Annotated in this window: 27 protein-coding genes; 10 read left to right on the top strand and 17 right to left on the bottom strand. The window is 66.5% G+C overall.

Annotated features, from left to right (window positions below):
• Nucleotides 1-158: 158 nt before the first annotated feature.
• A complete protein-coding gene (locus tag LTV02_RS13370) occupies nucleotides 159-476 on the top strand; it encodes a hypothetical protein (RefSeq protein ID WP_233040320.1) in 318 nt (105 codons plus the stop codon).
• A 189-nt stretch (nucleotides 477-665) separates the two neighbouring features.
• Here LTV02_RS13370 and LTV02_RS13365 read toward each other — a convergent pair whose 3' ends face one another.
• Complete coding sequence (locus LTV02_RS13365; RefSeq protein ID WP_233040319.1) at nucleotides 666-815, bottom strand: hypothetical protein; 150 nt, start codon at nucleotides 813-815, stop codon at nucleotides 666-668.
• Between the two features lie 151 nt (nucleotides 816-966).
• On the opposite strand from LTV02_RS13365, the gene LTV02_RS13360 reads away from it, so the two are divergent.
• Nucleotides 967-1,410, top strand: a complete 444-nt coding sequence (locus LTV02_RS13360; protein WP_233040318.1) for an SgcJ/EcaC family oxidoreductase — start codon at nucleotides 967-969, stop codon at nucleotides 1,408-1,410.
• A 517-nt stretch (nucleotides 1,411-1,927) separates the two neighbouring features.
• Here the strand turns inward: LTV02_RS13360 and LTV02_RS13355 are convergent.
• Both LTV02_RS13355 and LTV02_RS13350 read right to left on the bottom strand, forming a co-directional pair.
• Nucleotides 1,928-2,431, bottom strand: a complete 504-nt coding sequence (locus LTV02_RS13355) for a VOC family protein (protein WP_233040317.1) — start codon at nucleotides 2,429-2,431, stop codon at nucleotides 1,928-1,930.
• Nucleotides 2,428-3,555 carry an epoxide hydrolase family protein gene (locus LTV02_RS13350; RefSeq protein WP_233040316.1) on the bottom strand — a complete coding sequence of 376 codons (1,128 nt, stop codon included), beginning with the start codon at nucleotides 3,553-3,555 and terminating at the stop codon, nucleotides 2,428-2,430. The genes LTV02_RS13355 and LTV02_RS13350 overlap by 4 nt, the downstream gene beginning before the upstream one ends.
• A 110-nt stretch (nucleotides 3,556-3,665) precedes the next feature.
• Here LTV02_RS13350 and LTV02_RS13345 point away from each other — a divergent pair, with 110 nt between their 5' ends.
• A complete protein-coding gene (locus LTV02_RS13345; protein ID WP_233040315.1) occupies nucleotides 3,666-5,429 on the top strand; it encodes a sensor histidine kinase in 1,764 nt (587 codons plus the stop codon).
• Between the two features lie 9 nt (nucleotides 5,430-5,438).
• Here LTV02_RS13345 and LTV02_RS13340 read toward each other — a convergent pair whose 3' ends face one another.
• Together LTV02_RS13340 and LTV02_RS13335 are read right to left on the bottom strand one after the other, a co-directional pair.
• Complete coding sequence (locus tag LTV02_RS13340) at nucleotides 5,439-6,044, bottom strand: response regulator transcription factor (RefSeq protein ID WP_233040314.1); 606 nt, start codon at nucleotides 6,042-6,044, stop codon at nucleotides 5,439-5,441.
• A gap of 91 nt (nucleotides 6,045-6,135) precedes the next feature.
• Entirely contained in the window at nucleotides 6,136-6,552 is a 417-nt protein-coding gene (locus tag LTV02_RS13335; RefSeq protein ID WP_269821625.1) for a PPOX class F420-dependent oxidoreductase, read from the bottom strand.
• Between the two features lie 78 nt (nucleotides 6,553-6,630).
• Between LTV02_RS13335 and LTV02_RS13330 the strand changes: the two genes are divergently transcribed.
• Together LTV02_RS13330 and cbiE are read left to right on the top strand one after the other, a co-directional pair.
• Nucleotides 6,631-7,395 (top strand): SDR family NAD(P)-dependent oxidoreductase, encoded by a 765-nt coding sequence (locus LTV02_RS13330; protein ID WP_233040312.1) that lies wholly within the window; start codon nucleotides 6,631-6,633, stop codon nucleotides 7,393-7,395.
• Complete coding sequence (gene cbiE, locus LTV02_RS13325) at nucleotides 7,392-8,759, top strand: precorrin-6y C5,15-methyltransferase (decarboxylating) subunit CbiE (protein WP_233040311.1); 1,368 nt, start codon at nucleotides 7,392-7,394, stop codon at nucleotides 8,757-8,759. Before LTV02_RS13330 ends, cbiE begins: the two co-directional genes overlap by 4 nt.
• A 3-nt stretch (nucleotides 8,760-8,762) precedes the next feature.
• Here the strand turns inward: cbiE and LTV02_RS13320 are convergent, their stop codons facing one another.
• From LTV02_RS13320 to LTV02_RS13305, 4 genes are all read right to left on the bottom strand, one after another.
• A complete protein-coding gene (locus LTV02_RS13320) occupies nucleotides 8,763-10,862 on the bottom strand; it encodes an amylo-alpha-1,6-glucosidase (RefSeq protein WP_233040310.1) in 2,100 nt (699 codons plus the stop codon).
• Entirely contained in the window at nucleotides 10,859-11,983 is a 1,125-nt protein-coding gene (locus LTV02_RS13315; protein ID WP_408639359.1) for a glycosyltransferase family 4 protein, read from the bottom strand. Before LTV02_RS13315 ends, LTV02_RS13320 begins: the two co-directional genes overlap by 4 nt.
• A gap of 338 nt (nucleotides 11,984-12,321) precedes the next feature.
• Complete coding sequence (locus LTV02_RS13310) at nucleotides 12,322-13,338, bottom strand: zinc-dependent alcohol dehydrogenase family protein (protein WP_233040308.1); 1,017 nt, start codon at nucleotides 13,336-13,338, stop codon at nucleotides 12,322-12,324.
• Nucleotides 13,339-13,406: 68 nt separating this feature from the next.
• Nucleotides 13,407-14,762: a TIGR01777 family oxidoreductase gene (locus LTV02_RS13305; RefSeq protein WP_233040307.1), complete on the bottom strand. Its 1,356-nt coding sequence runs from the start codon at nucleotides 14,760-14,762 to the stop codon at nucleotides 13,407-13,409.
• A 140-nt stretch (nucleotides 14,763-14,902) separates the two neighbouring features.
• Between LTV02_RS13305 and LTV02_RS13300 the strand changes: the two genes are divergently transcribed.
• Nucleotides 14,903-15,580 carry an HD domain-containing protein gene (locus tag LTV02_RS13300; RefSeq protein ID WP_233040306.1) on the top strand — a complete coding sequence of 226 codons (678 nt, stop codon included), beginning with the start codon at nucleotides 14,903-14,905 and terminating at the stop codon, nucleotides 15,578-15,580.
• Between the two features lie 11 nt (nucleotides 15,581-15,591).
• Complete coding sequence (locus LTV02_RS13295) at nucleotides 15,592-16,221, top strand: HD domain-containing protein (RefSeq protein ID WP_233040305.1); 630 nt, start codon at nucleotides 15,592-15,594, stop codon at nucleotides 16,219-16,221.
• On the opposite strand, the gene LTV02_RS13290 is transcribed toward LTV02_RS13295, so the two are convergent.
• On the bottom strand, nucleotides 16,161-17,222 hold the full coding sequence (locus LTV02_RS13290) for a GlxA family transcriptional regulator (RefSeq protein WP_233040304.1): 1,062 nt from the start codon (nucleotides 17,220-17,222) through the stop codon (nucleotides 16,161-16,163). The two genes, LTV02_RS13295 and LTV02_RS13290, sit on opposite strands and share 61 nt — an antisense overlap.
• A gap of 27 nt (nucleotides 17,223-17,249) precedes the next feature.
• A complete protein-coding gene (locus tag LTV02_RS13285) occupies nucleotides 17,250-17,858 on the bottom strand; it encodes a hypothetical protein (protein WP_233040303.1) in 609 nt (202 codons plus the stop codon).
• Nucleotides 17,859-17,920: 62 nt separating this feature from the next.
• On the opposite strand from LTV02_RS13285, the gene LTV02_RS13280 reads away from it, so the two are divergent.
• Both LTV02_RS13280 and LTV02_RS13275 read left to right on the top strand, forming a co-directional pair.
• A complete protein-coding gene (locus tag LTV02_RS13280; protein ID WP_233040302.1) occupies nucleotides 17,921-18,190 on the top strand; it encodes a hypothetical protein in 270 nt (89 codons plus the stop codon).
• A 73-nt stretch (nucleotides 18,191-18,263) separates the two neighbouring features.
• Nucleotides 18,264-18,935, top strand: a complete 672-nt coding sequence (locus LTV02_RS13275) for a hypothetical protein (RefSeq protein WP_233040301.1) — start codon at nucleotides 18,264-18,266, stop codon at nucleotides 18,933-18,935.
• Here the strand turns inward: LTV02_RS13275 and LTV02_RS13270 are convergent.
• Nucleotides 18,882-19,829 carry a decaprenyl-phosphate phosphoribosyltransferase gene (locus LTV02_RS13270; RefSeq protein ID WP_233040300.1) on the bottom strand — a complete coding sequence of 316 codons (948 nt, stop codon included), beginning with the start codon at nucleotides 19,827-19,829 and terminating at the stop codon, nucleotides 18,882-18,884. The two genes, LTV02_RS13275 and LTV02_RS13270, sit on opposite strands and share 54 nt — an antisense overlap.
• Nucleotides 19,830-20,089: 260 nt before the next feature.
• Between LTV02_RS13270 and LTV02_RS13265 the strand changes: the two genes are divergently transcribed.
• Nucleotides 20,090-20,455, top strand: a complete 366-nt coding sequence (locus LTV02_RS13265) for a hypothetical protein (protein ID WP_233040299.1) — start codon at nucleotides 20,090-20,092, stop codon at nucleotides 20,453-20,455.
• A 21-nt stretch (nucleotides 20,456-20,476) separates the two neighbouring features.
• On the opposite strand, the gene LTV02_RS13260 is transcribed toward LTV02_RS13265, so the two are convergent.
• From LTV02_RS13260 to LTV02_RS13240, 5 genes are all read right to left on the bottom strand, one after another.
• Nucleotides 20,477-21,334 (bottom strand): Rpn family recombination-promoting nuclease/putative transposase, encoded by an 858-nt coding sequence (locus LTV02_RS13260; protein WP_233040298.1) that lies wholly within the window; start codon nucleotides 21,332-21,334, stop codon nucleotides 20,477-20,479.
• 127 nt (nucleotides 21,335-21,461) lie between these two features.
• Complete coding sequence (locus LTV02_RS13255; protein WP_233040297.1) at nucleotides 21,462-22,859, bottom strand: serine hydrolase domain-containing protein; 1,398 nt, start codon at nucleotides 22,857-22,859, stop codon at nucleotides 21,462-21,464.
• A 107-nt stretch (nucleotides 22,860-22,966) separates the two neighbouring features.
• Nucleotides 22,967-23,200, bottom strand: a complete 234-nt coding sequence (locus LTV02_RS13250) for a hypothetical protein (protein WP_233041563.1) — start codon at nucleotides 23,198-23,200, stop codon at nucleotides 22,967-22,969.
• Between the two features lie 26 nt (nucleotides 23,201-23,226).
• Nucleotides 23,227-23,541, bottom strand: coding sequence for a hypothetical protein (locus tag LTV02_RS13245; protein WP_157762073.1), 315 nt, complete (start codon nucleotides 23,539-23,541; stop codon nucleotides 23,227-23,229).
• 203 nt (nucleotides 23,542-23,744) lie between these two features.
• Nucleotides 23,745-24,206: a hypothetical protein gene (locus LTV02_RS13240; RefSeq protein WP_233040296.1), complete on the bottom strand. Its 462-nt coding sequence runs from the start codon at nucleotides 24,204-24,206 to the stop codon at nucleotides 23,745-23,747.
• Between the last annotated feature and the right edge of the window lie 25 nt (nucleotides 24,207-24,231).

Here is a 24,231-nt window from a genome sequence, read left to right as displayed (position 1 = left end):
GCCTCTCCGATTGGCGCGACCATCGGCAATAGCGCGCACTCGGAAGCGCTATCGGCCAAACAGTTTGGATGGCCGACCAACACCCGGGTCGCGGAATCATGGTGCGTTCAACTCCGCAGCCCCGCACAGCTGTAGTCAGGGTTCGGTAGCATCCGGCCATGACGACTGCTGAGCGCTCCGTTGTGATATCAGGCTCGACCTTTCTGCGATCCGGGCAGCGCAGCGACTTGACGGCAAATGTGATCGGGCCGGAGGGGCCGGTGGAGGGCAACTTCTCGTACCGATGGATACTCCCCAACATCCCTGAGCTTCAGGCAGTTCCGAAAACAGCACTCGAGGCTCGGCGGCTGAATATCGACGTTCCGCACCTGTCTCACGCCTACGAAGGAGAGACCCTGCGCGTGGATGTCTACGATGACGAAGGGAAGCCTATCGGTTCGGGGACCAAGGCGACCATGGTGTTTTCGCCGGACTAGTTGACCTGCTCATTCGGTAGTGCAGGACGTTCGGGGCAACTGAGGCGGGGTGGGTACGAAGATCGAAAACGGTCGGCCCGTCGATCTTTGGGGCCGACCGCTTGGCCGTCTCGAACCGCGCGCCTCGCGGCAGGACAGTGCACTGGCCTGCGCCGTTCAGGCGCGGAGGATCAAGCAGCAAGCGCTACCTCAGATGCCGTAATCGACGACCGGTGAAACCCGTACCGTCGGCCCCTCTTGCTTTTTCTCGGGGATGGCATTGCTGTCCTCGGTTTCGGCGTGATCTTCCGTGGCGTTCACCGGGCCCGGGTCTTTCGGTGCTGGTTCCTTCTCGGTCATGACGTGCCTCCCTCGTCGATCCATGTGGACAGGCCCAGGGTATCGCTGGACGAATGACCATATGCAGCAACGGAATACACCGGGTAAGTGTCCTGTATTCGGCAAGAGACCGACTTGACCTCAACTATGGTTGATGTTTCACGATCGATTCATGCTTGATGACACCGAGGTGATCCGAGAACTGTTCGATCGCTACACCGAGCTCTGGGTTCAGCACAGGATGGGGGAGTGGGGGGAGCTGTTCACCGAGGACTGCGACTTCATCACCCATCGGGGTGTGTGGTGGCGATCGAGGGAAGAGAACGTGCGTGGACACGAGGATGTACCCGAATCCGTGCTGGCGCAGAAGAAGAATTACAGCCAAACGGTTGTCGGCATCCAGCCGCTTACTCCGGGAGTGATGTTGGTGCACACCGTATGGGCGTGGCCCGATCACGTCCTGCCGGGCTCTCCGGTAGGCGAGGATCGCCGTGGTCTCATCACCGCGATACTCGTACAACAGTCGGGGCGCTGGTTGATTCGGGCTGCACAGAACACACGACTCAATGGTCTGGATGACTTCGCAGCGGCCGCGCCGCCCGTCAGCTCCCCATGAAACTGTCCCCTGCGGAGATGCCACCCCTGGTGGACTCGGGGAGCGGTCCGCGTCGATATTCGTCGACGTAGGCGATGCGCCACCGCGGCCAGTCCAGATACCTGTCGCCGGCCGATTTCCGGTAGCGTCGATACTGGGACCGCTTCGTCCTTGCCAGGGACTTCCGCGCCTCTCGGGCCGCTTTCTGGGCTGCCCGCTCACCCCGTTTGCGTTCCGCGTCTGTGAGTTCCAGTGGCGGATCGGCGAAGACGCCTGATCGTATCCAGCGCACAGTGGACCATCCTGGGAGTGAAGTGCAGGGCGTTTTCTCCCCTGCGACACGCTCGATGCTATTGCGCAGGGAGACCAGCTGCCATCGGGCGATTGCCCTAATCGTATCGGCCTGATTATGTTGTGGGCCAATGCGGAACGACGAACACCCTGGTGCTGGGAACCAGGGGAACAGACCGTCGTGCCGCAGCGCCGACCACACTGGTCGGCGCTGCGGGCGTCGGCGCTCTTGAACTCCGGATCGAATTCAGTCGAACGGGGATTGTGTTGCCCCGCTGTCGAGTTCGCGGTGCAGGGACTCGCGGGTGTAGCGCAGATTGCGCGCATAGGCGGGGTCCTGCCAGCGGCCGGCCATTGTTTCCGCTGTCACTTTCTCGAGCCGCTGATGTACCGACCAGATGTTGTCCCAGGGATCGGCGAAGCGAGCGACGAGTTCACCGAAGGCCAGCGCGGTGGGTTCGGTGATCGACCGCGCCCCGGCGCCGAGTGCCTTGGTGTAGACGGCTGCGGTGTCGTCGATATCGACCCGCAGGAACTGCGGTGCAAGTGACCATTGCGGCTTGCGATCGAACATAGTCACCACCGTGTTTCCGATGCGGGCTTCCGCATGGCTGACGGCTCCAGCGTCGTCGAGGATGCGCACCAGTTCCACGGCGCGGAAGACTGCAATAAGAAATTCGAGTAAGGCCGCGGTGTCCGGCACGACGAGCCACGGAGTGACCGTTGCGCGGCCCTCCGGGTCCGCCGTCATTCGATAGCGCCCAGTCCCCGGAAGAACGCACGCACATCTGCGACGAAGGGTTCGGGCTGTTCCATCGGCAGGAAGTTGCCGCCCTGTTCGAGTTCGGTCCAATGAGTCACGGGCGCATCGCGTTCGGCGAAGCGGCGGATGGTGATGTCGGTCGGTGCCAAGGCCACTCCGGTCGGCACGATCCCAGGCTCGCGTGGGGTCCAGGCCTCGGGGTTGTGGGCGTTGTCGAAATAGAGGCCGGCCGATGATCCGGCGGTGCCAGTGAACCAGTAGAGGCTCACATTGGTGAGCAGATTGTCCCGGCCGATCGCGTCCTCGGGCAGTTCGACGGCGGGGTCGGTCCATTCACGGAACTTCTCCACGATCCACGCGAGCTGACCGACCGGGGAATCGTGCAGACCGTAGGCCAGGGTCTGCGGGCGGGTGGACTGCTGGATGGCGAAGCCCATCATGTCGTCGCGGAAGTGCTGCAGTTTGCCCAGGCGCGCCATCTCGGCGTCGGTCAGGCCGTCCATCTCGCCGTCCTGCCCGATCGGGAAGGTGACATGGCCGTTGACATGCACGCCGACAACGCGTTCGGGCGCCTGCCGTCCGATTTCGACCGCGTCCCAGGCGCCGCCGCCCTGCCCTTGCACGCCGTACCGCTGGTACCCGAGGCGGGACATGAGTTCGATGAACGCGGCGGCGATCCGCCCGGCGTGCCAGCCGGCGGTGGCGAGCGGACCGGAGAACGCGACGCCGGGGATGCTGGGAATTACGAGGTGGAAGTCCCGCGAGAGCGGTTCGACGACCTCGCGGAAGATCATGAACGAGGCGGGCCAGTCGTGCAGGAGCAGCAGCGGAACGGCCTCGGGGTTGTCCGATCGCACGTGCGCGAAATGGATTGTCTGGCCGTCGATTTCGGTGGTGAACTGGGGTAGCTCGTTCAGTTCGGCTTCGGCGGTGCGCCAGTCGAAGCCGTCGGCCCAGTAACCGGCGAGCTGCTGGAGGTAGTCCACGGGTACGCCTCGGTCCCAGCCCTGGCCGGGAAGCTCGCCGGTCCATCGGGTGCGGCGCAGGCGATCACGCAGGTCATCGATGTCGGCCTGGGGGATGTCGATCTTGAATGGCTGAATTTCCGTCATATGAGTAGTGTTCGCCGCGCAGGTAGCTGAGCGGCAGTGTCCGATGCAGCAATGCCCGTGCAAAATGCACATTCCTGCGTGATGCGAACGACCGGTGCTGGAGGCGAGCGGTGGGCCGACAGCCCGGATGGATACTTGTGGCGGTGATGCTGCTCGGGCAGCTGGTGGCCCGGACCGGCGCACTGATCAGCGAGGCATCGCCTTTCACGAGCATCGGCACGATCGTTCTGATGGCGATCATCGCGCTGCAAGCGGTGATCAGTCTCGGGCGATGGCGGCCGACGGCATTGCTCGGTCTCCAAGCGATCCTGGTCTTCGCGCCCTACCTGTGGCTCGGCGCCGCGTGGGGACCGGTCGCGGGTCTACTCGGAGCGGCGATCGCGCTCACCCTCCGCCCACGCCTCGCCTGGCCGCTGTTCGCCGCGGTCGTCGTCGGCGAATCCGTGCTGAACCGGGTACTCGACGGCTGGTTCGGAGCGGTCAGTGCCCTCGTCGTGGACCTCAACGTGGGTCTCACCTTCTACGCCGCGGTGTACCTGGTCCGGCAGCTCGATCGAACCGCTCGCGAACGGCGGAAGCTGGCCGCCGTCGCGGTCGCCACCGAGCAGTTGCGCACGGCGGCCCGGTTGCACGACACCCTCGGAGCCGAACTCGGCGCGATCATCCGGCAGCTGCGCCAGGCACCCGGCCGGGTGGAACTGACCCGTATCGCCGAGTCGAGCAGAAACGCGCTCACGACGGTCCGATCGGTCGCCGACGCGCAGCGCGCCGCCGTACCGGCGACCGGCGACGCACCGCCGCCAACGTCCGAGGTGCGATTCGCCTGGTGGTTCCTGCTTTTTCTCCTGATCAACTGCAGTCTGATGCCGCTGATCAACATCGCGCAGCTCGGGGTGAGCCGCCGTGAGTTCGTGCTGATCATTGTCCTGATGATCATCTCGGGTGCTCTTCAGCTTCATCACGGTGCGCCCCGTACGACCCCTGCCCAACCACACGCTTGGCCGTGGACGCTCTCGCTGCACGGTGTGGTCGTCGGATCGGCCCTGGTGCTCCCGGCCTGGCCGGCGGCCACTGCCGCACCGTTCCTTCTGATGTTCGGCGCCATGGTCGTTCGCATTCGAGCGATCTGGACGTGGGCGCTGGTACTGGTCTGTTCGCTGGCGGCCGCCTGGACCTTCCATTGGGACGGTATTCATTTCGGGTGGCGGATCTACTGGAGTGTCACGTCGGTGATCGTGGTCGCCTACGTCTACGTGTTGTGCCGCATCCCCGAAGTCGATCGCGAGCTGCAGCGCACCCGGGCGCAGGCGCTGCGGATGGCGGTGGTCGCCGAACGACTCCGAGTCGCCCGTGATGTTCACGACCTGCTGGGGCAGACCCTGTCGGCGCTCACCCTCAACGCCGAACTCGCCGCGCGCCGCCCGTCCGCGGAATCCGCCGACGAGCTACGGCAGCTGGCAGATCTGGCTGGCCGGGCGCTCGAGGAGGTTCGATCGATCACGCGCGGGCCCGCCGAGTTGTCCTTGACCGCGGAGATCGCCGGTGCCCGTTCGGTTTTGGAGGCGACCGGGGCCGAGGTCAGCATCGATGTCGCGCCGGATGCGCCCGAGAGCCGGGTGCTCGCGATCGTCCTGCGAGAGGCGGTCACCAATATCGTGCGCCACTCTGAAGCGGATCTGGCCTCGATCCGGGTGACGGCCGACGAGAACGCGATGCGGATGCAGATCACCAACAATCGTGCGGCATCCGTACCCCTGGAACGTCAGGGCACCGGCCTGACCAATATGACCGTGCGCCTCACCGAATCCGGTGGAAACCTTGCGACGGAACGGGATTCGGACCGGTTCACCCTCACCGCCACCCTGCCCAGGTGAGCGTGCGTCTCACAGCCAGCCGGCTCCGGTCGCGAGATTGATCGCATCCACTCGATTGCGGGCGTCGAGTTTGGTCACCGCGGACGCCAGATAGTTCCGGACCGTGCCATAGCTCAAATGCAATCGGGTGCCGACCTCGCGCGGTGAGGCGCCGGTGGCCAGCTCGCGCAGCACATCGGTCTCGCGTTCGGTGAGCGGGCTGTCGGCCACATCCAGTGTCGCGTAAGCGAGTTGCGGATCCAGCACCCGCCCACCCCGTGCCACCACGCGAATCGCGTCGACGAGATCCTGTGGGCGCGCGTCCTTGAGCATGAACCCCGCGACCTTGGCGGCGATACCCCGGCGCAGATTCCCGGGCCGCCCGACACCGGTCAGGATGAGCACCCGGCACGAGGGCAGCCGATCCCGCAACACCTCGGCCGCCTGCAAACCGTCCATCCCCGGCAGCTCGATATCGAGCACCGCCACGTCCACCCCGTGCCGCATCGCCGCGTCGACGGCTTGCTCCCCGGACTCCACACCGGCCACCACCTCGAGGTCGTCCTCGAGGGCGAGCAGGCCGATCAGCGCCTCGCGCAGGATACGGACATCCTCGGCGACCAATACACGAATCACCGCCGAATCATCCCGGATCCCTTCGAGCGGTCGGCGACGGGTAGCCCAGAACCGGACCGAACCGATCCCGGCAGCCCACTCCGCGTCCGGCTCAGGGAGCGGTGGGCTTGAAGCCGCTGCTGGAGAGCACCTTCTCCACGGTGATGGCGATGACCACGCGGGTCGGGTTTTCCCGCGGCTGCCGGTAGCGGCCGGCGTAGCGCTCCTCGGCCTCGGCGACCGAAGCCGGGTCGTCGTACACGGTGGCTTTGCCCTCGAGGGTGATCCAGCGTGCTCCGTCGACCTGGCTGACCGCGGCATAGCCCGAGCGCCGGGCGTTGCGGACCTTGACCGACGCGCCATCGGCGATCACACGCGCCACGCCCGCTTCCGGATCCCAGGTGAACCCGACCGCGACCACGTGCGGGGTGCCGTTGGCGCGCAGGGTGGTGAGGGTCGCCAGGTGGCGTTCGGTGACGAATTCGGTGGCGGCCGGCGTCAGTCCGGGGCGGGTGGAGGTGGTGGTCATGGCCATGACGCTAGCAATCGGCGGTTTCGACACGCTCGCCACGCGGTGTGTTCCGGGGCGGATGGCAAACTGTGGGCCATGGCATTCGGATCATCACGGGACGTCGACGCGGGCGTCATTCTGCTGTTGGGTGGACGCAGTGAGATCGGGCTCGAAGTGGCTCGGCGGCTGGCACCGGGGCGTGTGGTGATTCTGGCGGCGCGCCGCAGCGACGATCTGGAGAAGCAGCGACGTGAGTTGCTGACCGCCGAGGCCAGCGCGGTGCAGACGGTCGAATTCGATGCCGACGATCTTGGTGGGCATCAGGCGCTGCTGGAGAGGGTGGTGGCCGAGCACGGGCGGATCGGCGTGGCGGTGCTGGCGTTCGGGATCCTCGGGGATCAGGCTCGCGCGGAACAGGATCCGGCGCATGCGGTGGCGATCGTGCACACCGACTATGTGGCACAGGTGAACATGCTGACCCTGCTCGCGAATCTGCTGCGGGAGCAGGGAGATGGGCAGCTGGTGGCGTTCAGCTCGATCGCCGGTATCCGGGTGCGCCGGGCGAACTACGTCTACGGTTCGGCCAAGGCGGGCCTGGACGGTTTCGTCAACGGCCTCCAGGATGCGTTGCACGGCAGCGGGATTCACCTGCTCCTGGTGCGTTCCGGGTTCGTCATCGGCCGCATGACGGCGGGCATGGAACCGGCCCCCATGTCCAGCACTCCGGACCAGGTCGCCGACGGTGTGATCGCGGGCCTGTACAAGCGGTCGCGCATCGTGACGGTGCCCAAGCGACTGAAGCTGGTCTTCATCGCCATGCGCCTTGTCCCGCAGTCGTTGTGGCGACGAGCGCCGCGATGAGCGACCCCACCGCTGGTCGGCAACCGGACGAGAGCGGAGGTCGCTCGTTCTCGGGCACCAGCGCCGATGCGACCTCATCCCGCGGCGATGGCGAGGCCGGATCGACTCTGCCGAGCGGTGGTGACGGCGTTCTCGAGTTGCCTCCTCGAGCGGGCGTGATCGCCGTGGTCGGTATCGGCGCGGACGGGTTCGATGGGCTGGGCGGGGCCGCGCGGCGGGAGATCGCGGCGGCGGAGGTGTTGTTCGGGTCCGGGCGGCAACTGGAGTTGGTGCCCGATGAGTCGTGTGGTGCCGAGCGGGTGGCGTGGCCGTCGCCGCTGGTGCCCGCGTTGCCGGGATTGCTGCGGCAATTCGCGGGGCGGCGTATGTGTGTGCTGGCCAGTGGCGATCCCATGTTCTACGGGATCGGGGTGACGCTGGCGCGGTTGGTCGGCGCGAAAGCGCTGCGGGTGCTGCCGCAACCATCGTCGGCTTCGCTGGCATGTGCGCGGCTGGGCTGGGCGTTGGCGGAGACGCCGGTGGTGAGTGCGGTGGGGCGGCGGATCGAGACGGTGCTGCCGGAATTGGCGGACGGCCGGCGCGTGCTGGTGCTCAGTTCCGATGCGGCGACGCCCGCGCAGCTGGCGAACCTCTTGGCGGCCAATGGATTCGGCGGGTCGCGGCTGACCGTGCTCGAACAGCTGGGCGGGCCGGGGGAGCGCGTATTCGACGGTACCGCCGCGGACTGGGCGCATCCTGTAGGCGATGCGCTGAATATCGTTGCGGTCGAAGCGATATCGGATCCCGGGGCGGTCCGGCTGACTCGCCTGCCGGGCTTGCCCGACACGGTCTACGGCGGCGACGGTCAGCTCACCAAGGCCGAGGTGCGCACCCTGACCGTCGCCGCGCTGGCTCCTGCGCCCGGTGAACTCCTGTGGGATGTGGGCGGTGGTTCCGGCACGATCGCGATCGAATGGTGCCGGACCGATTCCTCGTGCCGCGCAGTGACTTTCGAACAGCACGACAGCCGCCGCAAGCAGATCACGGAGAACGCGGCGCAACTCGGCGTGCCGGGCATCGAGGTCCTGGGCGCCGCCCCGGAATCCTTCGGCGATCTGAAGGCCCCGGACGCGGTGTTCATCGGCGGCGGGCTCACCCAGCCCGGCATGTTCGACTCATGCTGGGAGCGCTTGCGCCCCGGCGGCCGCCTGGTGGCCAACGCCGTGACCGCCGAATCCGAGGCCCTGGTCACGAGCCTGGCCGCCGCCCACGGTGGTTCGCTGCGCCGCTTCCAGATCTATCGCGCCGAACCCCTGGGCGGCTTCACCTCCTGGCGTCCCCAGCTCCCGGTCACCCAATGGTCGGTGGTGAAGCCCGCCGAGTGACCCTCACTGCTCCTCGAGCCGCCAATCATCAGGCAGCCCGATGACTTTCGCGCTCGTCCCGGTGGCCTCGATGGTGATGATCGCCGACCCCAGCCGCAGGTCCGCCAGCCGCACCGTGCCCGCGCGTTCGGGCAGACGCGGCGCGATGGTCAGGGTGCGGCTCGGCGCATCGGGTTGCAACCCGAGGAAGGACCGCATGAGCAGCAGCGGCGCCGCGCTCGCCCACGCCTGCGGCGAACACGAGGTGGGATACGGTACGGGCGAACGGAATTCGGTCCGCGCGAACCCGCAGAACAGCTCCGGCGGCCGCGCGCCGTACTCGAGAATCGCTTCGAGCAGCCCGGTCGCCAGCCGTTCGGCCAACTGCATCGCACCGGGAATATGCCGGTAGCGCAGCAGCCCCGCGATCGCGATGGCGGTGTCGTGCGGCCACACCGAACCATTGTGGTATCCCATGGGATTGAACCGGCTGGCGGTGGAAGACAGTGTGCGCAAACCGAATCCGCTGTTGAGATCCGCGCCCCCGAGCCGCTCCACGAGTTCGGCCGCGCGCTCATCGGGCACGATCCCGGTCCACAGACAATGCCCGGGATTACTGGACACCGCATCGACCTGCCGTTTACGGCCGTCCAAGGCGAGCGCGTAACACCCTTCGCCTGCCATCCAGAACGCCTCGTCGAACCGCTCCCGCAACTCCTGCGCCGACTCCCGCAGCCGCGCCGCGGCGCCGTGATCGCCGAACGCCTCCGCCAGATCGGCCCGTCCGAGCCGAGCGGCATAGGTGTACCCCTGCACCTCGCACAACGCGATGGGCGGTTCGGCCAGCTGCCCATCGGCGAATCCGACGGCGTCCCAACTGTCCTTCCACCCCTGATTCGCCAGTCCGCGATCGGTCTTGCGCCGATACTCCACGAACCCGTCCCCATCACCGTCCCCGAGCGTATCGATCCACGTCAACGCCGCATCGGCCGCCGGCAGCAGTTCCCGGATCGCCCCCGGCTCCACGCCCCAGCGCAGGCATTCGGCCAGCAGCATCACGAACAACGGCGTGGCATCGACACTGCCGTAGTACACGCTGCCGCCCAGCACCCGCTCACTACCGGGCCCGTACCGCCGCTCGTGCATGATCCGCCCCGGCTCCTCCTCGGTGACCGGATCATCTTCCTTCCCTTGCAGTTTCGCCAGCTGCCGCAGCGTCCCCACGGCCAGCGCCGAATCGAGCAGCAATGCCATCCACGAGGTGAGCAGGCTGTCACGCCCGAACAGCGCCATGAACCACGGCGCGCCCGCCGCCACATACGCCGTCCCGTCCTCTGGATCATCGAGCCGCAGCGCCCCCAGATCGGTCTCGGTGCGCTGCAGGATGGTGTTCAACCCGCTGCCGCTGGCGGTCAGCGCGGTGGTGGTCGCCCGCCACTGCCGGATCTTGTAGGCCGGACTGTCCTCGTCGGTGGCATCGAATTTCATCGGCGCCGCATGATGTTCGACGATGGGCTGGCAGTGCACCACGGTATGCCAGGCCCCGCGCGCGGGCACCACGATCTGCCACGACAGCGATCCCGGCTGGATCTCCGGCTCCCCGTCGGCGGTGATGGCCAGTTCGCGGCCGGAGCCGCTGCGCCCGGTGAGCCGCAACGCCCCTTCGGCCACGCTGTATTCGCACCCGTGCCCGTGTCCGCGGCCTTCCTTGACCGCGAACAGATCCGCGAAATCCGCGTCGGCGGTAAGGGTTACGGTCATGGCGGTGTCCTCGGACCCGAGATTGTGCACCGTGATGGCCTCGCGCATGCCCTCGCCGATCATCCGCCGCCGCTGCACCAGCACGGTCGCGTCGGCCACGCCGTGCGGTGGTGGTTTGCGCGCCACGAACCGCGCCCGGTACGGATCGCGCAGCACCACCGAAAGCTGTTCCGGCGGTTGCCCGTCCAGGCGTAGTTCCCAGCGGGTGAGCACCCGGGCATCGCGATAGAACAGGCCGTGCGCGGTGCCCGGGTGGATGTCGCCGAGCTGATCGGACAGGCAGAAGGTGCTCGCCTCCACCAGTGTGACGAGACCGGTGCCGCCGTCGATGGGGGTCGGCGGCCCGGCATTGAGCACCGTCACGGGTACACGCTCGGCAACTCGGTGTCACGGGGCGCGATCACCGGTGGACGACGGCGTTCGGCGGTGCGAATAACGGTGTGCGCGGGCCGGTTCGGGGCCTTGGCGACGGCCCGATGGTAGGCCGCTTCGTAGCCGGCGGCGAAACGGTCGGTGGCGAAGAGCCGCTCGACGCGTTCGCGGCAGGCGAAGGGATCGATCTCCCCGATGCGCGCGATGGCGTCGGGCAGCTCGTCGGGATCGTCGCAGATGAACCCGGTGACGCCGTGCTCGATCACCTCTTCGACCGCGCCGCCGCGCAGTGCGATCACCGGAGTGCCGCACACCATGGACTCGATCATCACGATGCCGAACGGTTCCTCCCATTGGATGGGGAACAGCAGGCAGCGCGCACCTGCCAGCAGTTGCCGCTTCTCGGTCGCGTCGGCCTCACCGAACACATCGTCGTCCGGGGTCAGCAGCGGGCGCACGAATTCGTCGAAGAAGGCGCGTTCGGGCGGCTCGTTGCATTTGCCCGCCAGGATCAGCCGCAGGCCGGCGGCATGGGCGGCTTCGAGGGCCAGATGCGGCCCCTTGTACGGCGCGTACCGGCCCAGGAACAGCGCGTAATCCATTTTCTCCGGCCGGAAAGGCCATTCCTCGGGCCGGATCGCATTGTGCACGCGCCCGATCCAGTTCAGGTCCGGCGCCAGTTCCCGCTGCCGGTCGCTGATCGCCACCAGCCGCACACTGCGATCGAATGCCCGGTAGTACTCGTGCATTTCGGCATCGACGGGCCCGTGCACGGTCACCACGGTCGGAATGCCGAGCATGCGATACGCCGCCGCATTGCCGGGTCCGGCGAAGGTGTGGTCGTGCACCACGTCGATGGGATGCCGCCGGTGCAGCTCCTCGATCACCTGCCACGCCTTGAGCGCGTTGACGATCTCCGGATACGGCTGGCCCAGCTGCTGGGTCTGCGGCTCGTCCCACACCCGCACGAAATCGGCCTTGGTGCCGGCCCGGCCCGCGCCCAGCAAGGTCACCCGATGCCCGTGTTCGACCAGTTCATCGGCCAGCGCGGCCACCACCGCCTCCACGCCGCCGTATCCGGCGGGCGGAATATCGAAATACGGGGGAGCCACCAGAACAATATGAAGGGAATTGTTTTCCGAATTGCCGAGCCGAAGCGGTGCGGGATTACCACGTTTGCTGCTCAGCAGCTCCAACGCACTTCGTATCGAAGCATCGGGGGAAAGCTTGTTACTCATTTCAAAACTCCTCGTCGTTGAGGTTGAATTGAGCCAAACCGCCCTCCACACTGTCACCGCGACGTGCGCACAGCAAGGAAGAATGTCCTGTTCACACCGGTTCGTGATCACATGGTTATAGGTATGTTTATGCCCGGGCGATACGGGGTAACTCCATTAATCACCCCCGCATTTTTTCTCGTGTTTCTCACGGTACTGCGGCGGGGCGAAACTCAGGGCAGCAGCAGTGTTTTGATGGCCCGCCGTTCATCCATCGCCCGATAACCCTCGGCCACCTCCGACAAAGGCAGGGTCAGATCGAACACCTTGCCCGGATCGATGCGCCGCTCGAGCACCCGCGCGATCAGATCGGGCAGGAACCGCCGCACCGGCGCGGGCCCGCCACGCAGACCCACATGGGTGCGAAACAGTTCCTCACCACTGATCTCGACATCGTGGGGAACGCCGACGAATCCGACGGTGCCGCCGACCCGGGTGGAATGCCGGGCCTGCACCATGGATTCGTTCGTGCCGACGCATTCGAGCACCGCGTCCGCGCCGACCCCGGCGGTGAGGTCCTTGATGCGAGCGACGCCCTCCTCGCCGCGTTCGGTGACGATCTCGGTGGCGCCGAATTCCAGGGCGAGTTTCTGACGCGACTCGTGCCGGCTCATGGCGATGACGCGTTCGGCGCCGAGCTCCTTCGCGGCCAGCACGCCGCAGAGCCCGACCGCGCCGTCGCCGACCACCGCGACGGTCGAACCGGGGCCGACCTGGGCGGCTACGGCCGCGTACCAGCCGGTGCCCATCACATCCGACAAGGTCAGCAGGCTGGGGATCAGATCGGCCTCGGGCTGGCCGGGGAGTGCGACCAGGGTGCCGTCGGCCTGGGGAATGCGGATCAGCTCGGCCTGGCAGGTGCCCATGAAACCGCCATGGGTGCAGGCGGATTGGTATCCGTACCGGCAGTTCGCGCAGGTGTTGTCGGAGTACGCGAACCCGCCGACCACGAATTGGCCCGGCCGCACCGAGGTGACTGCCGCGCCCACCTCTTCCACGATGCCGACGTATTCGTGGCCGATGGGCCGGGGTTTGGTGACCGGGTTGATGCCGCGGTAGTTCCACAGGTCCGATCCGCAGACGCAGGTCGCGGCGGTGCGGATGATCGCATCGGTGGGCTCGGTTATGCGCGGATCGGGGCGCTCTTCGAAACGGATGTCGAACGGCGCGTACAAGACGGTGCCTCGCATGAGCAAGATCGTACGGGAGCGGTGGTGGGCGGGGATGCGCGAGGCGTGCCCACCACCTGTCCCCGTGGTCAGTCCGGTTGGTCCGTGCCCAGCAGATGGCTCAGCGCAGAACCCAGATCCGGTGTGCGGAAACGATGTTCGACGGCGAGGAGCCGGGTCGGCGAAACATGCTGGCTGGCATTGGCGAGTTCTTGGGCGCCCTGTTTGCCCAAGAGCAGGGCCGGGCCGAAGCTGGGGACCGGGAGCAGGGCGGGGCGATGCAGGGTGGCGGCCAGCGTCTTGGTGTATTCGCTGTTGCGCACCGCCTCCGGCGCGACGGCATTGACCGGCCCGGACAGCTCGGTGTCCCACAGCGCCCGGTGGTAGATATCGATGAGATCGTCGATGCCGATCCACGACAGCCACTGCCGGCCGTCGCCGATGCGGCCGCCGAGCCCGAGCGAGAACAGCGGGCGCATCAGGCGCAAGGTCCCGCCGCGCGGCGATTGCACGATTCCGGTGCGCACCTTCACAACTCGGGTACCGCTGTCGGCGGCCGGGCCGGTGGCGTCCTCCCAGTCGCTGACCACATCGGCCAGGAAACCCGCACCGCGTTCGCTGTCCTCGCTCAGGACGGTGTCGCCGCGGTCGTAGCCGTAGATGCCGATCGCCGAGGCGCTCACCAACGTGGACACACCGGTCTTGGCCGCCAGTTCGGCCAGCCTGCGGGTGGGGCCGATCCGGCTGTCGGCGATCTCCCGGCGATGCCGCTCGGTGAATCGGCCCGCGATCGACGCGCCCGCCAGGTGGATGACCGCATCGACGCCGTCGAGCAGGCCGGGTTCGGGCGCATCCGGATTCCATTGCCGCTCACCGTCATTGCGCGGAGTGTGCCGGACCAGGCGCACCACGGTGTGCCCGCCGGTGCTCAGGAACGCCGCGAGCGCGGTGCCGACCAGCCCGCTGGCGCCGGTGATCGCGATGACCGAGGAACCGAATCCGTGCCGGGCGGCACGCTGGTGCGCGGCGAGATCATCGGCCAGCTGCCGGTAGCGGTACTCGAAGGTCGCCGACAGCAGCGCCTCGGGAATCGGCGTATCGATCCGGTCGACGACGCGGGTGTGCTCGTCGTCCACGGCCTCGAATTCGTGGGTGTGCCGCCAGCGCACCGCCAGCGCCGCGGGCAGCGACGCCAGCCCGTCGCGCGCGATCTCGTCGACGAACCGATTCGGCGGCGCGTACCCGTCCGGGTCATGGCGCGCCACCCAGCGCAATCCGCCCGGCAAACCCAGCACGGCCCGCCCCCGCGCGAGCGAATCCGTCTCCTCGCGTAGCGATATGGGCTGCCACGGTGGCGTGAGGCGCGTGAACGCACCGGGACGCGCGTACCAGTCGAAGACCTCCGACAGCGGCGCGGGAACAACGGCGGACCGTTCGATACCCATGCCTCGACTCTATCGTGGCTGGCCAGTTTTTAGCGATATCCGGCATTCCGGCCACTGTCCGGGTGTCCGGGGCGCGGTGAGAATCGAGAAGCTCGATCGAACAGAGCACGGTGGGGATGCGTCCCCGGGAGAGGATCACCATGACTATCGACGCTGCCGCCCGCGCCGGGTTCGCGGTTCCGGATACCGAATTGGCCACTGCCGCAGACGCTCTCGCGCGTTCGGTGTCGCCGTCGTTCGTGTACAACCACACGGTGCGCAGCTACCTGTTCGCGCGTGAGCTCGCCGCCGCATCGGGTTTGCGGGCCGAGGTGGATTACGACGAGGAACTCGTCTACGTGGCCTGCATTCTGCACGATCTGGGCGTGACCGAATTCGCCAACAACGACAAGCGTTTCGAGGTCGATGGCGCGGACGCGGCGGCGGCGTTCCTCACCGCGCGCGGGGTGGAACCGGCCCGGGTGCAACCGGTGTGGAATGCGATCGCGCTGCACACCAGCGATGGACTGGCGCCCCACTTCGGTCCCGTCGAGGCCGTCACGCAGCAAGGGATCGCCGCAGACATTCTCGGCGTCGGCAAGCAGCAATTGCCGGCCGGGTTCGCCGAGCGGGTGCACGCCGCGTGGCCTCGCGAGAATCTGGGTTACGCCCTCGGTGAGCTCATTGCCGCTCAGGTGCAGGCGAATCCGGCGAAGGGGAGCCCGCACACCTTCCCCGGGCAGCTGCGCTCGCTGTATTACAAGGACGCACCGGAACTCACCTGGTTCGATTTCGTCGCCGCAGCGGGCTGGGGCGACCCGACGCCTGCGGCGAACTGACGGGAGGGGCGATGACTTCATTCGAACTTCCCGAAAGTCCACTGGCCGAGGCGATTCTGTCCGTCGTGCGTTCCTCGGAGTCGGCTTCGATCGCCAACCACAGCATCCGTAGCTTCTTCTTCGCCGAGCTGTTGGCCGCCCACGAGGGCGCGCTGACCGACGCCGCCTACGACCGGGATCTGCTGTTCGCGGCGACCGTCATGCACGACCTGGGCGCCGGTGAACTCGCCAAGGGCACAACACGTTTCGAGGTGGAAGGCGCGGACCTGGCCGCGTCGGTCCTGCGACAGCACGGGGTCCCGGAAAAGGACGTCGATGCGGTCTGGGAGGCGATCGCGCTGCACACCTCGCCCGGCATCGCCGAACGGCGCGGCCTGCTGGCCTATCTCACCCGGGGCGGGATCGGAATGGATTTCGGGCGGGGCGCCGAAATCGCCGCGGCCGCGGGGGAGCGGATCCACAGCGCCTATCCACGCCTCGACATGGTGCGGTCGCTGGTCGACGCGATCGTCGAGCGCGCGTCCCGGTCGGACGCCGCGGCACCGCGCTATACCCTGGGCGGTGAGCTGTTGCGTGAGCGTCAGGAACGCGGCGTGACCGATATGGAACTCGCCGCGGCATTCTGCCTGTGGGGCGAATAGCGTCCCCACATCGACTCCGGCCGGGCCGGGTGCGCCGACTCGGCCGGGCGAGCGGTGCGAAAGTTCGCCCGGTAATGGTGCGGCGCGATACCGGTATGCCGGGTGAAATGGTGGCGCATAGCGGTCGCGGTCGCGAATCCGGTACGGCGGGCGACGATTTCGACGGAATGATCGGTCGTCTCGAGCAACTCCCGCGCGTACCGGATCCGCGCGTGCAACAGCCACTGCAGCGGCGTGGTCCCGACCTGTGCCCGAAAATGCCGGTTGAGACTGCGCACGCTCAACGCGGCGTGATCGGCGATCTCCGCCAGCGTCAGCGGCCGGTCCAGATTGGCGGTCATCCAATGCAAGGTGTCGCCGAGACCGCTCGCACCCGAACCCGGATCGGGATGAACGATGAATTGTGCTTGCCCACCTTGCCGTTGGGGCGGCATCACGATGTGCCGCGCGGTGTCGGCCGCAACCGCCGCCCCCAGATCGTTGCGCACCAGATGCAGGCACATATCCAGGCCGGCGGCGACTCCCGCGGAAGTGCACAGATTGCCATCCTCCACATACAGCACCGCCGGATCGACGGTGACGCGCGGATAGCGCCGCGCCAGCTCGGCCGCATCCTGCCAATGGGTGGTCGCGCGCCGGCCATCGAGCAACCCCGCCGCCGCCAGCACGAACGCGCCATTGCACACCGAAGTGATCCGCACACCCCGAGCCCACGCCGCCCGCAGCCCGTCCAGCACCGCCCCCGCAGGCGCGGTCAGCGGATCGCTGAGACCGGGCACAACGATCGTGTCGGCATCCGCCAGCGCCTCCAGCCCCCACTCGGTACGCAGCTCGAGCGCCCCGAAACTGCTTGCAGTGCGCACACATCGCCCCGGCGCCGCGATCCGTATCTCGTACACCGGGCTGTCGACCATGAGATTGGCGGTGCCGAACACCTGCCCCGGAATCGCGAGGTCGAAGCCCACCACCCCATCGAGGGCCAGTACGACAACAGGTCTCACGGCTAGATATTAGCGAACCGCATATTTCTAGCCAGCGGGATGATCTCGCTTCGAGAGCCGAACGAGCACGTAGATATTGGCGATCGCGATCACCAGATGCGGGGTGACCGCGAGCAGGGCCGCCGGCGGCGAATACATCGGATGCCACTCGTACGGCCGCGAGCCGGCGCCGAAAGCATCGCTGAGAACAGCAACGACGACCAGGACGCACACGATCACAGCAGCCGTACCGGCCACCTTCGCGAACCAATTTCCCCTGCGAATGTCGTTATTTTGCAACGCAATCGCCCCGATCAGCGCCACCACCGCCAGCGGACCGAGCGCGCACAGCGCGGAGAGCCCGAGGAAATTGCTCATGGCGAGAATCTTCCCGCCCCGCGTAGTGGGTTGATCCACAACCTTTTCGGCGACGACCGTCCCGGCAACGAACGCCATCGGCAGCAGGGCCACCACAGCAACCCTGATCGGATTCCCCGTCCGCCACCCCGGTTTACTCACCGCCGACCCGATCGCCTGCGGGGTATCGGCTTCATTCATTCCTGCTGGGTCCACCTCGCCAGCCTGGCACAGAACCATCCACAACGACCGAAACGCGTTGTCGCCGAACGCGGTACGCGGACCCTCATAAGCGATCAACAAGGTTTCGTTAACACCCTCCCGACAGAGTGATCTTGTCACCCGATGAAGGAGAAAACGACATGAAAACCGCAATCGCCGCCGCCATGATCAGCGCACTCGGACTACTGACCGTCGGCACCGCCTCCGCGGCAGCACCCGAAACCCCGCAGCCCGCCTACACCGCTGCTGCCAAACCCTCAGGCGGCGGCGGGGGCGGCGCCTCGGGCACTCCTTGCTCTTCCCCAGGAACCAAGTCCAACACCAAGCCCTGTGAAACCCGAGGCGGCAGTGGCCAACAGGGCGGCGGCTCCGGCGGCGGCAGCGCCCGACGCGGCGTCGATCAGCGGTAGTGCCGTCGTGAGGATCCGGGACGGGAACTATCGACTCTGGTATCTGCGGCGCAGGTTCACTCCGTGGCGGAGGGTGGTTCAGCCGTTCCATATCGCGATCGAGAACACCTATTTCCGCTACGCGGTGCCCGCGGGAGCGGCGCACGCCATGGGGCCGGAAGAGGGGCGAAAGCCCCTGCCGAGAACCCTTCGCAAGGAGCGACGGCAGGCCGAGCGCGAAGAGAACCTGGACCGGCTCAACGGCTGGGATTGGGTGTGGAAATTCCCGCTACTGCTGGTATTCCTGTTGGCGGTGGTCGTTGTCGGGCAAGTGATCGAACTGCTCGCTCTGCTTCTGTGGTCGGCGCTCTTCGCCATCTCGCTGATCGAGATGGCGGCGCAGTTGATCGTCGGCGTTCCGCTGCTGGTAGCCCGAATGCTCGGGCTGGTCAGCTCGCGCGTCGACATCTTCAGGGAACAGGAAAACCACTTGGCCTCCCTCACCGTGCTCCACGTACCGGGCTACCGGCGGGCCGGGCGACTCACCTCCGCTCTCGCAGAGCACCGCCGCGCCGCGGATCGCCCCTTCGACCCGATCCACGATCCACAGATCGCGATGCTGCTGCAGGAATACCGAGCCGTGGTCGTCCGTCACGACAGTCTCGAGACCGAGGCCTATGAGCCCCTCGCAGAGCCACGCCATCGCCGCGTATCAGGTGAGGTAGACGGCCACACCGATCGTTGCCACGCACGCCAGGGCAAGTGACTGCAGAGTGCGGTCACCCAGCACGATCTCTTCGGGTTCACCCGCTCCGGCCCCATCGACGTCGACCGCGTACCGCAGGATGCTGATCGTGAAGGGGACCATCGAGATTGCGAACCACGGGTTGTCCTGATGACCGGCCTCGAACGCCCACAGGCCGTAGAAGACCACGACCGCCGTGGCGGACAAGGTCCACACGAAGCGTAGGTAGGTGGGGGTGTAGTACTGCAACGACTTGCGAATCTTGGCGCCGGTGTCCAGCGCGATTTTCAGCTCGGCATAGCGTTTGCCCGCGGCCATGAACAGTGAACCGAAGGCCGCGATCAGCAAGAACCATTGCGACAGAGGAATATTCGCCGCCGCGCCTCCGGCGACCGCGCGCAGCAGGAAGCCCGAGGACACGATGCAGACGTCCAGGACCGCCTGATGTTTGAGACCGAAGCAGTAAGCCAGCTGGATGCCGACGTAGGCGGTCATCACCACGGCCAGTTGCCATGTCGCCGCGAACGAGATCAGGATCGAGGCGGTCAGCAGCACCACCGACAGCGCGTAGGCCAGGCGCACCGGAACCACCCCGGCGGCGATCGGGCGGAAGCGTTTGGTCGGATGCGCGCGGTCGGCTTCCACATCGAGGGAGTCGTTGACCAGGTAGATGCCCGACGCTGCCAGGCAGAACGCCACGAACGCGATAGCGATGTGCAGATCGCGGGTGAGATCGGAGATGGCGAAGGTGTCGGTGCCCGGAATTGTGCCGGCGGCCAGCGGCGCGGCCAGCACCAGAACGTTCTTCACCCATTGCCGTGGCCGCAGGGCTTTGACCAGTCCGCCGGCCAGCGTCTTGGGCGGTCCGGTGAAGACGGCCTCGTCGAGTTCGATGGTGGTCGGCTCTTCGCTCATATCAACCTGACTGGTTCCGATGGTGCGCGGGAATCGCGTTCCGCGCGGCGAGCATTGCGCTGCGACGGCTCCGCGATCGCTTCGACCCGCAACACCGCCGCCGACATCCTCCCAAACACTCACCGTTCTGTCTCGTGGTCGATCCAATGAAGTAATCGAACAGCACATATCACCAAGCGACGGAGCATAATTCGCTTGCGCCGCGGACGAACTGGTGTGACCGTCGCAGAGAGCAAGAATCGTCTCGGGGGAGAAAATCGATGAAATCTCGGACTTTCACAACACTAGCGGCGATCGCTGGAATCACCTGCGCCACAGCAGTTCTGCTCGCACCACCCGCCACCGCGGCCTACTACGTGGCACCCGGCGTCTGGTGCGAAGGTGCCACCTGCACCAACGACAACGACGAGACCTACCTGATCTCCGCGCAGGTCAGCTGCACCACCTTCAACGAACCCGGCACCACTCCCGCCTTCCAGACCACCAGCTACCCCACCAGTCAGTGGGCCGACCCGCATTCCAGCGTCACTTTCGATACCTCGTGCGGCGCACCCGCCGTAGACGCGGGGTGGTCGATCACCAGCGCAGTGCCACGCTCCCAGGTTCACACCGGCTCCGCATGGTGATCGCTGACCAGCTCTCCGTGGTCAGGAGAAAACATCCTCCAGCTGGGTTGCTGTGAGCACCCGGACCGTCCATGCACGCAGTTCCTCGGAGCTCGCCGCTGCGATGGTGGCGGCGACCGGTCCCGGCAGGGTCCCGAACTTGGCGGTCAGCAGCTCGGTCAACGCTTCAGCCCGGCCCTCGGCCCGCCCTTCAGCGTGCCCGCGCGCCGCGCCTTCGGCCCGGAGCTGGTCGGCAGTGGTCATCATCGCCTCCTTGGCCTGTTCGCCGAGCTGGTCGATCAGTGGATCGAGATCGGTGGCTTTCGTTTCTCCTACATAGAAAATGTACTTCAGGAGGCATCGCAGGTCATCGACCCCGGTGGGTCCCGCCAGCAGTCCGACGAACTCGGTGATCAGCGGCATGAGTTCGGTGCCGAGCCGGTCGTTGGCAGGTGCGATTTTCTGTAGCACGAGCATCAACGTGGCCGCGGGTGTGGCGTGGCGAGCCCGGATGGCTTCGACATCGACTGTTGTGATGTCGTCGAGGAGGAACCTCAGGTGCGGCAGGTATGGACCGAGCGCCACTCGGGTGGGGTCGTCGAGATCGATGAGTTCGGACATGCGGAACGCCATCAAAGGGTCGCTGCCGCTTTGATGTTCGATCAGTGCGTACAGATAGGCCTCACGGTCGTTGATCCTGGCGCGAAAGAGCAGATCGCCGTAGCGAGAACGTAAGTCCTCGGACACGAAGCTGGTTGACAACAGCTTGAGGGAATCCCACTCCACTTGTGCTGCAACAGGTCCGGGAAGGAGCGGGCTGATGATCGACGCCGCGTCAGCGGGGCGGGACAGTACGCGTCGGAAGTACGCATCATGCGGATTCTGAGGTGACGCGGGCATCTGCTCGAACTAACTGCGCTGCGGCATCGCCACGAGCGATGAGAGGGTTGTCGGATTTTGCTGGGGGAGTTCGGGTGTGCCGTCCGATGTCGCTGCGCTCGCCTACTGCCGAGGTCAGCCCGCCGCGCTAACGAATGGTGTCGGGCCGAATCGATGGCTCCCGATCCCCATTCGCAGGGAGGCGCTCGCAGGCGACTTCCTGGCCGTTTTGGAGGAACACGAGCGTGTCGCCGTCGAGGCGGAGAGCCGTTTCGGACGTGACCGAGACGAACAGTGGGGGTCCTTCGCTGTTCGCTTTCGGGGAGCTGAAGGTCATCTCGGGTTGTCGGTCGAAGGTGACCTGAAGGTCGTGATGGGTTGGGGTGACTGTGAATTCGAATCCGGTGTGGAGTCGGTAGCGGCCCTCGAAGCTTGCCAGGGTCGATTCGGTGGGTAGGTCGGGAGTTTCGATCTCGATCGGCAAGTCCGGCCAGTCGTGGGCTTTGGCGATGGCGGCGAAGACGCGTTGCATCGCATAGGTTCCGTGGTCGCTGTTGGTCATCACCGCCGCCCCGACGCCGATATCGCGGTAGGCCAGCAGGTGGCATCGGAAGCCTTCGTTCCCGCCGCTGTGGCCGAATCTCGCGGGGCCGTTCGTGGCGAGGAAGGGGCCGAGGCCGACCGCGTTCAGGTCGCCGAGCGGGTCCGGCGTCAACGAGATGATCTGGGGGGTCAGCATTTCGCGGGCAAGGGGTTGTGGGATGAGACCCTCCGGCGCGCCCATGTAGGCGGCCCGGACGGCGAGGGCGAACTTGCAGAGGTCGCTCGGGGTGGTCCACAGGCCGGCGGCGGCCTGCTCGGGGTAGACGTGCCAGCCGCCCGAGACGACCGCACCGGTGGCTCTGTGCCCGGAGGCCAGCACGTCGTAGAGCGCTGGAGGCGGTGGTTGTGTGAAATCGCTGTCGGCCATACCGATCGGGTCCAGCACGAGTTCGCGCATCAACGCCGGGAACGGGGCGCCCGTCACTTCCTCGAGGAGCAGCTGCATCGCGATCGTTCCGCCCCCGGAGTAACGGAACTGCGCGCCGGGGACGGTGTCCACTCGTATTCCGGCGGTATTCGCCGGAAACTCCCCTCGCAGAATCTGCGCCGTGGTCGGCAGCTGCTCGGTACGGCGATAACCCGGGAACCCCGCCACCGTCAGGCCCGCGGAATGACTCACCAGCTGCCGCAGCGTCACCACCGGCTGCCAGTCGCTGTTGCGCGGCAACCGCCACGAGCGCAATATGCCATTGATGTCGGCGTCCAGATCGAGCACGCCCTGATCGACCAGTCGCAACATCGCCAGCGCCACAACCGGTTTGCTGATCGAGCACGCTTGAAATCTCGTCGTGCCTGTCACAGGCTGCCGCTCACCGGCAGTCTGGACTCCGGACACGCCGGTTTGTGCGATCCGGCCGTCGGCGATCACCGCCCAGCCGGCTCCCGGCACGCCGAATCGCACTAACGCCTCGTCGATGTCAGCCTCGTATGCGGACCCGACCATCCCGATTCCCCCTTCGCCCAACGGCATTGCGACGTCAGGCAATCAGTCGGAGACGTCAGATCAAGCATATTCAGCGAACCATCGGGTGTTCGGCGGAATTACCAGGCTCAGACCCGATCGACCAGTGCCGAATGCCCCGCGCGTTCGGCGCAGTGCGCACAGCAGAAGATGCTGTCACCGGATTCGACACCGTGCCCGAGAATCCGGCAACCGCAATGGGCGCATTCGGGCGCGAGCACCGCCGCCGCGCACTCGATACTGTCGAAGGTCGCCGACCGGCCGTCGCGAGTTACGGTGAAAGCCTTGTCGTAGTCGTTTCCGCAGGTCTGGCAGATCGCCATGAACATCACTTCCAATCGTCGCGGGATCAATGCCCCTGTCGCTCTTCGGGTTCGGGCCCGTCATCCGCGTGCTGGCGATGCCATTCGAGCGAAATCACCGCCACCGCACCCACGAACAGCAACCCGCAGGCGATGCCGGCCACCGTGGCCCATCCGGCGAAGCCATACCCGGCCGCGACCAGAGTAAGCGCCAGCGCGAGGATCCCCAGCAGGAACATAAACACGCCGACCACGTTGACCCCGTCCTCGATGCCCTCACCGGCATGGTGGCGTGGCCTGCGCCATTGCCGCGGCACCGGCTCACGCGAGGACGGATACATGGCTCCTCCACTCGTCGTCATGCGAAATCTCCCTTCACTACCCGTGGACGTCGGAAATGCGGTCGTGAAGGTTGCGTACCCGCGATGGACCGGTCCAACCGCCGCTCGAGCAAAGCGCGCGAACGCCTGGCTAATCGGCGTCACACGAGGCTGCCGGGCTCCGCTTCGGTGACGGCTCCGTCGACGACATCGTCGCAGACTGCTGGGACAGGTCGATGAACCGATCAGATCGATGCCGAGTCGCTCAGATCCTCGATCCGCGCCGGTTCGTGGTTCACGAAAACCACTGCCACGCCGTAAGGTTCGCAGATCGGCAGGCCGCCCTCGGCGAAGCGCAGGAGCCATTCGGCGCCCTCGTAGAAGTTCAGTTGCGGGCGGTCGACCGGGAAGGTTGCGGGATCGAACCGCTCGAATCGACGTGCGTCCTCGGGTGTCGAGCCGAAGGATTCGGGGTTGGCGGTCAGCTCGGTGTGCAGGAAACGCAGGCCGAGCAGCAGGTAGTGGTCCAGGTCGCCCAGAACCGTCGTAATGAGCGCTGCATCGGCCGACTGCCCCTCTGGAAGAAGAACATTCACCTCGATCGGATCGTCGAACAGGCTGCTGCCGATCGCAGCCGCTGGAGACCAGATGCTCTCGCCTTCGGGGCCTGGCAGTGCAGTGAACGGTCCGATGCCTGCGATGAACACGTCGCCAGCATAGTGAGCGCGCGTT

The organism is Nocardia yamanashiensis (genome assembly GCF_021183565.1).
In the GTDB taxonomy this organism is placed as follows: domain Bacteria; phylum Actinomycetota; class Actinomycetes; order Mycobacteriales; family Mycobacteriaceae; genus Nocardia; species Nocardia yamanashiensis.
The sequence above is the reverse complement of the archived record's forward strand: the minus strand, read 5'-3'. Positions and strand labels throughout refer to the sequence as shown.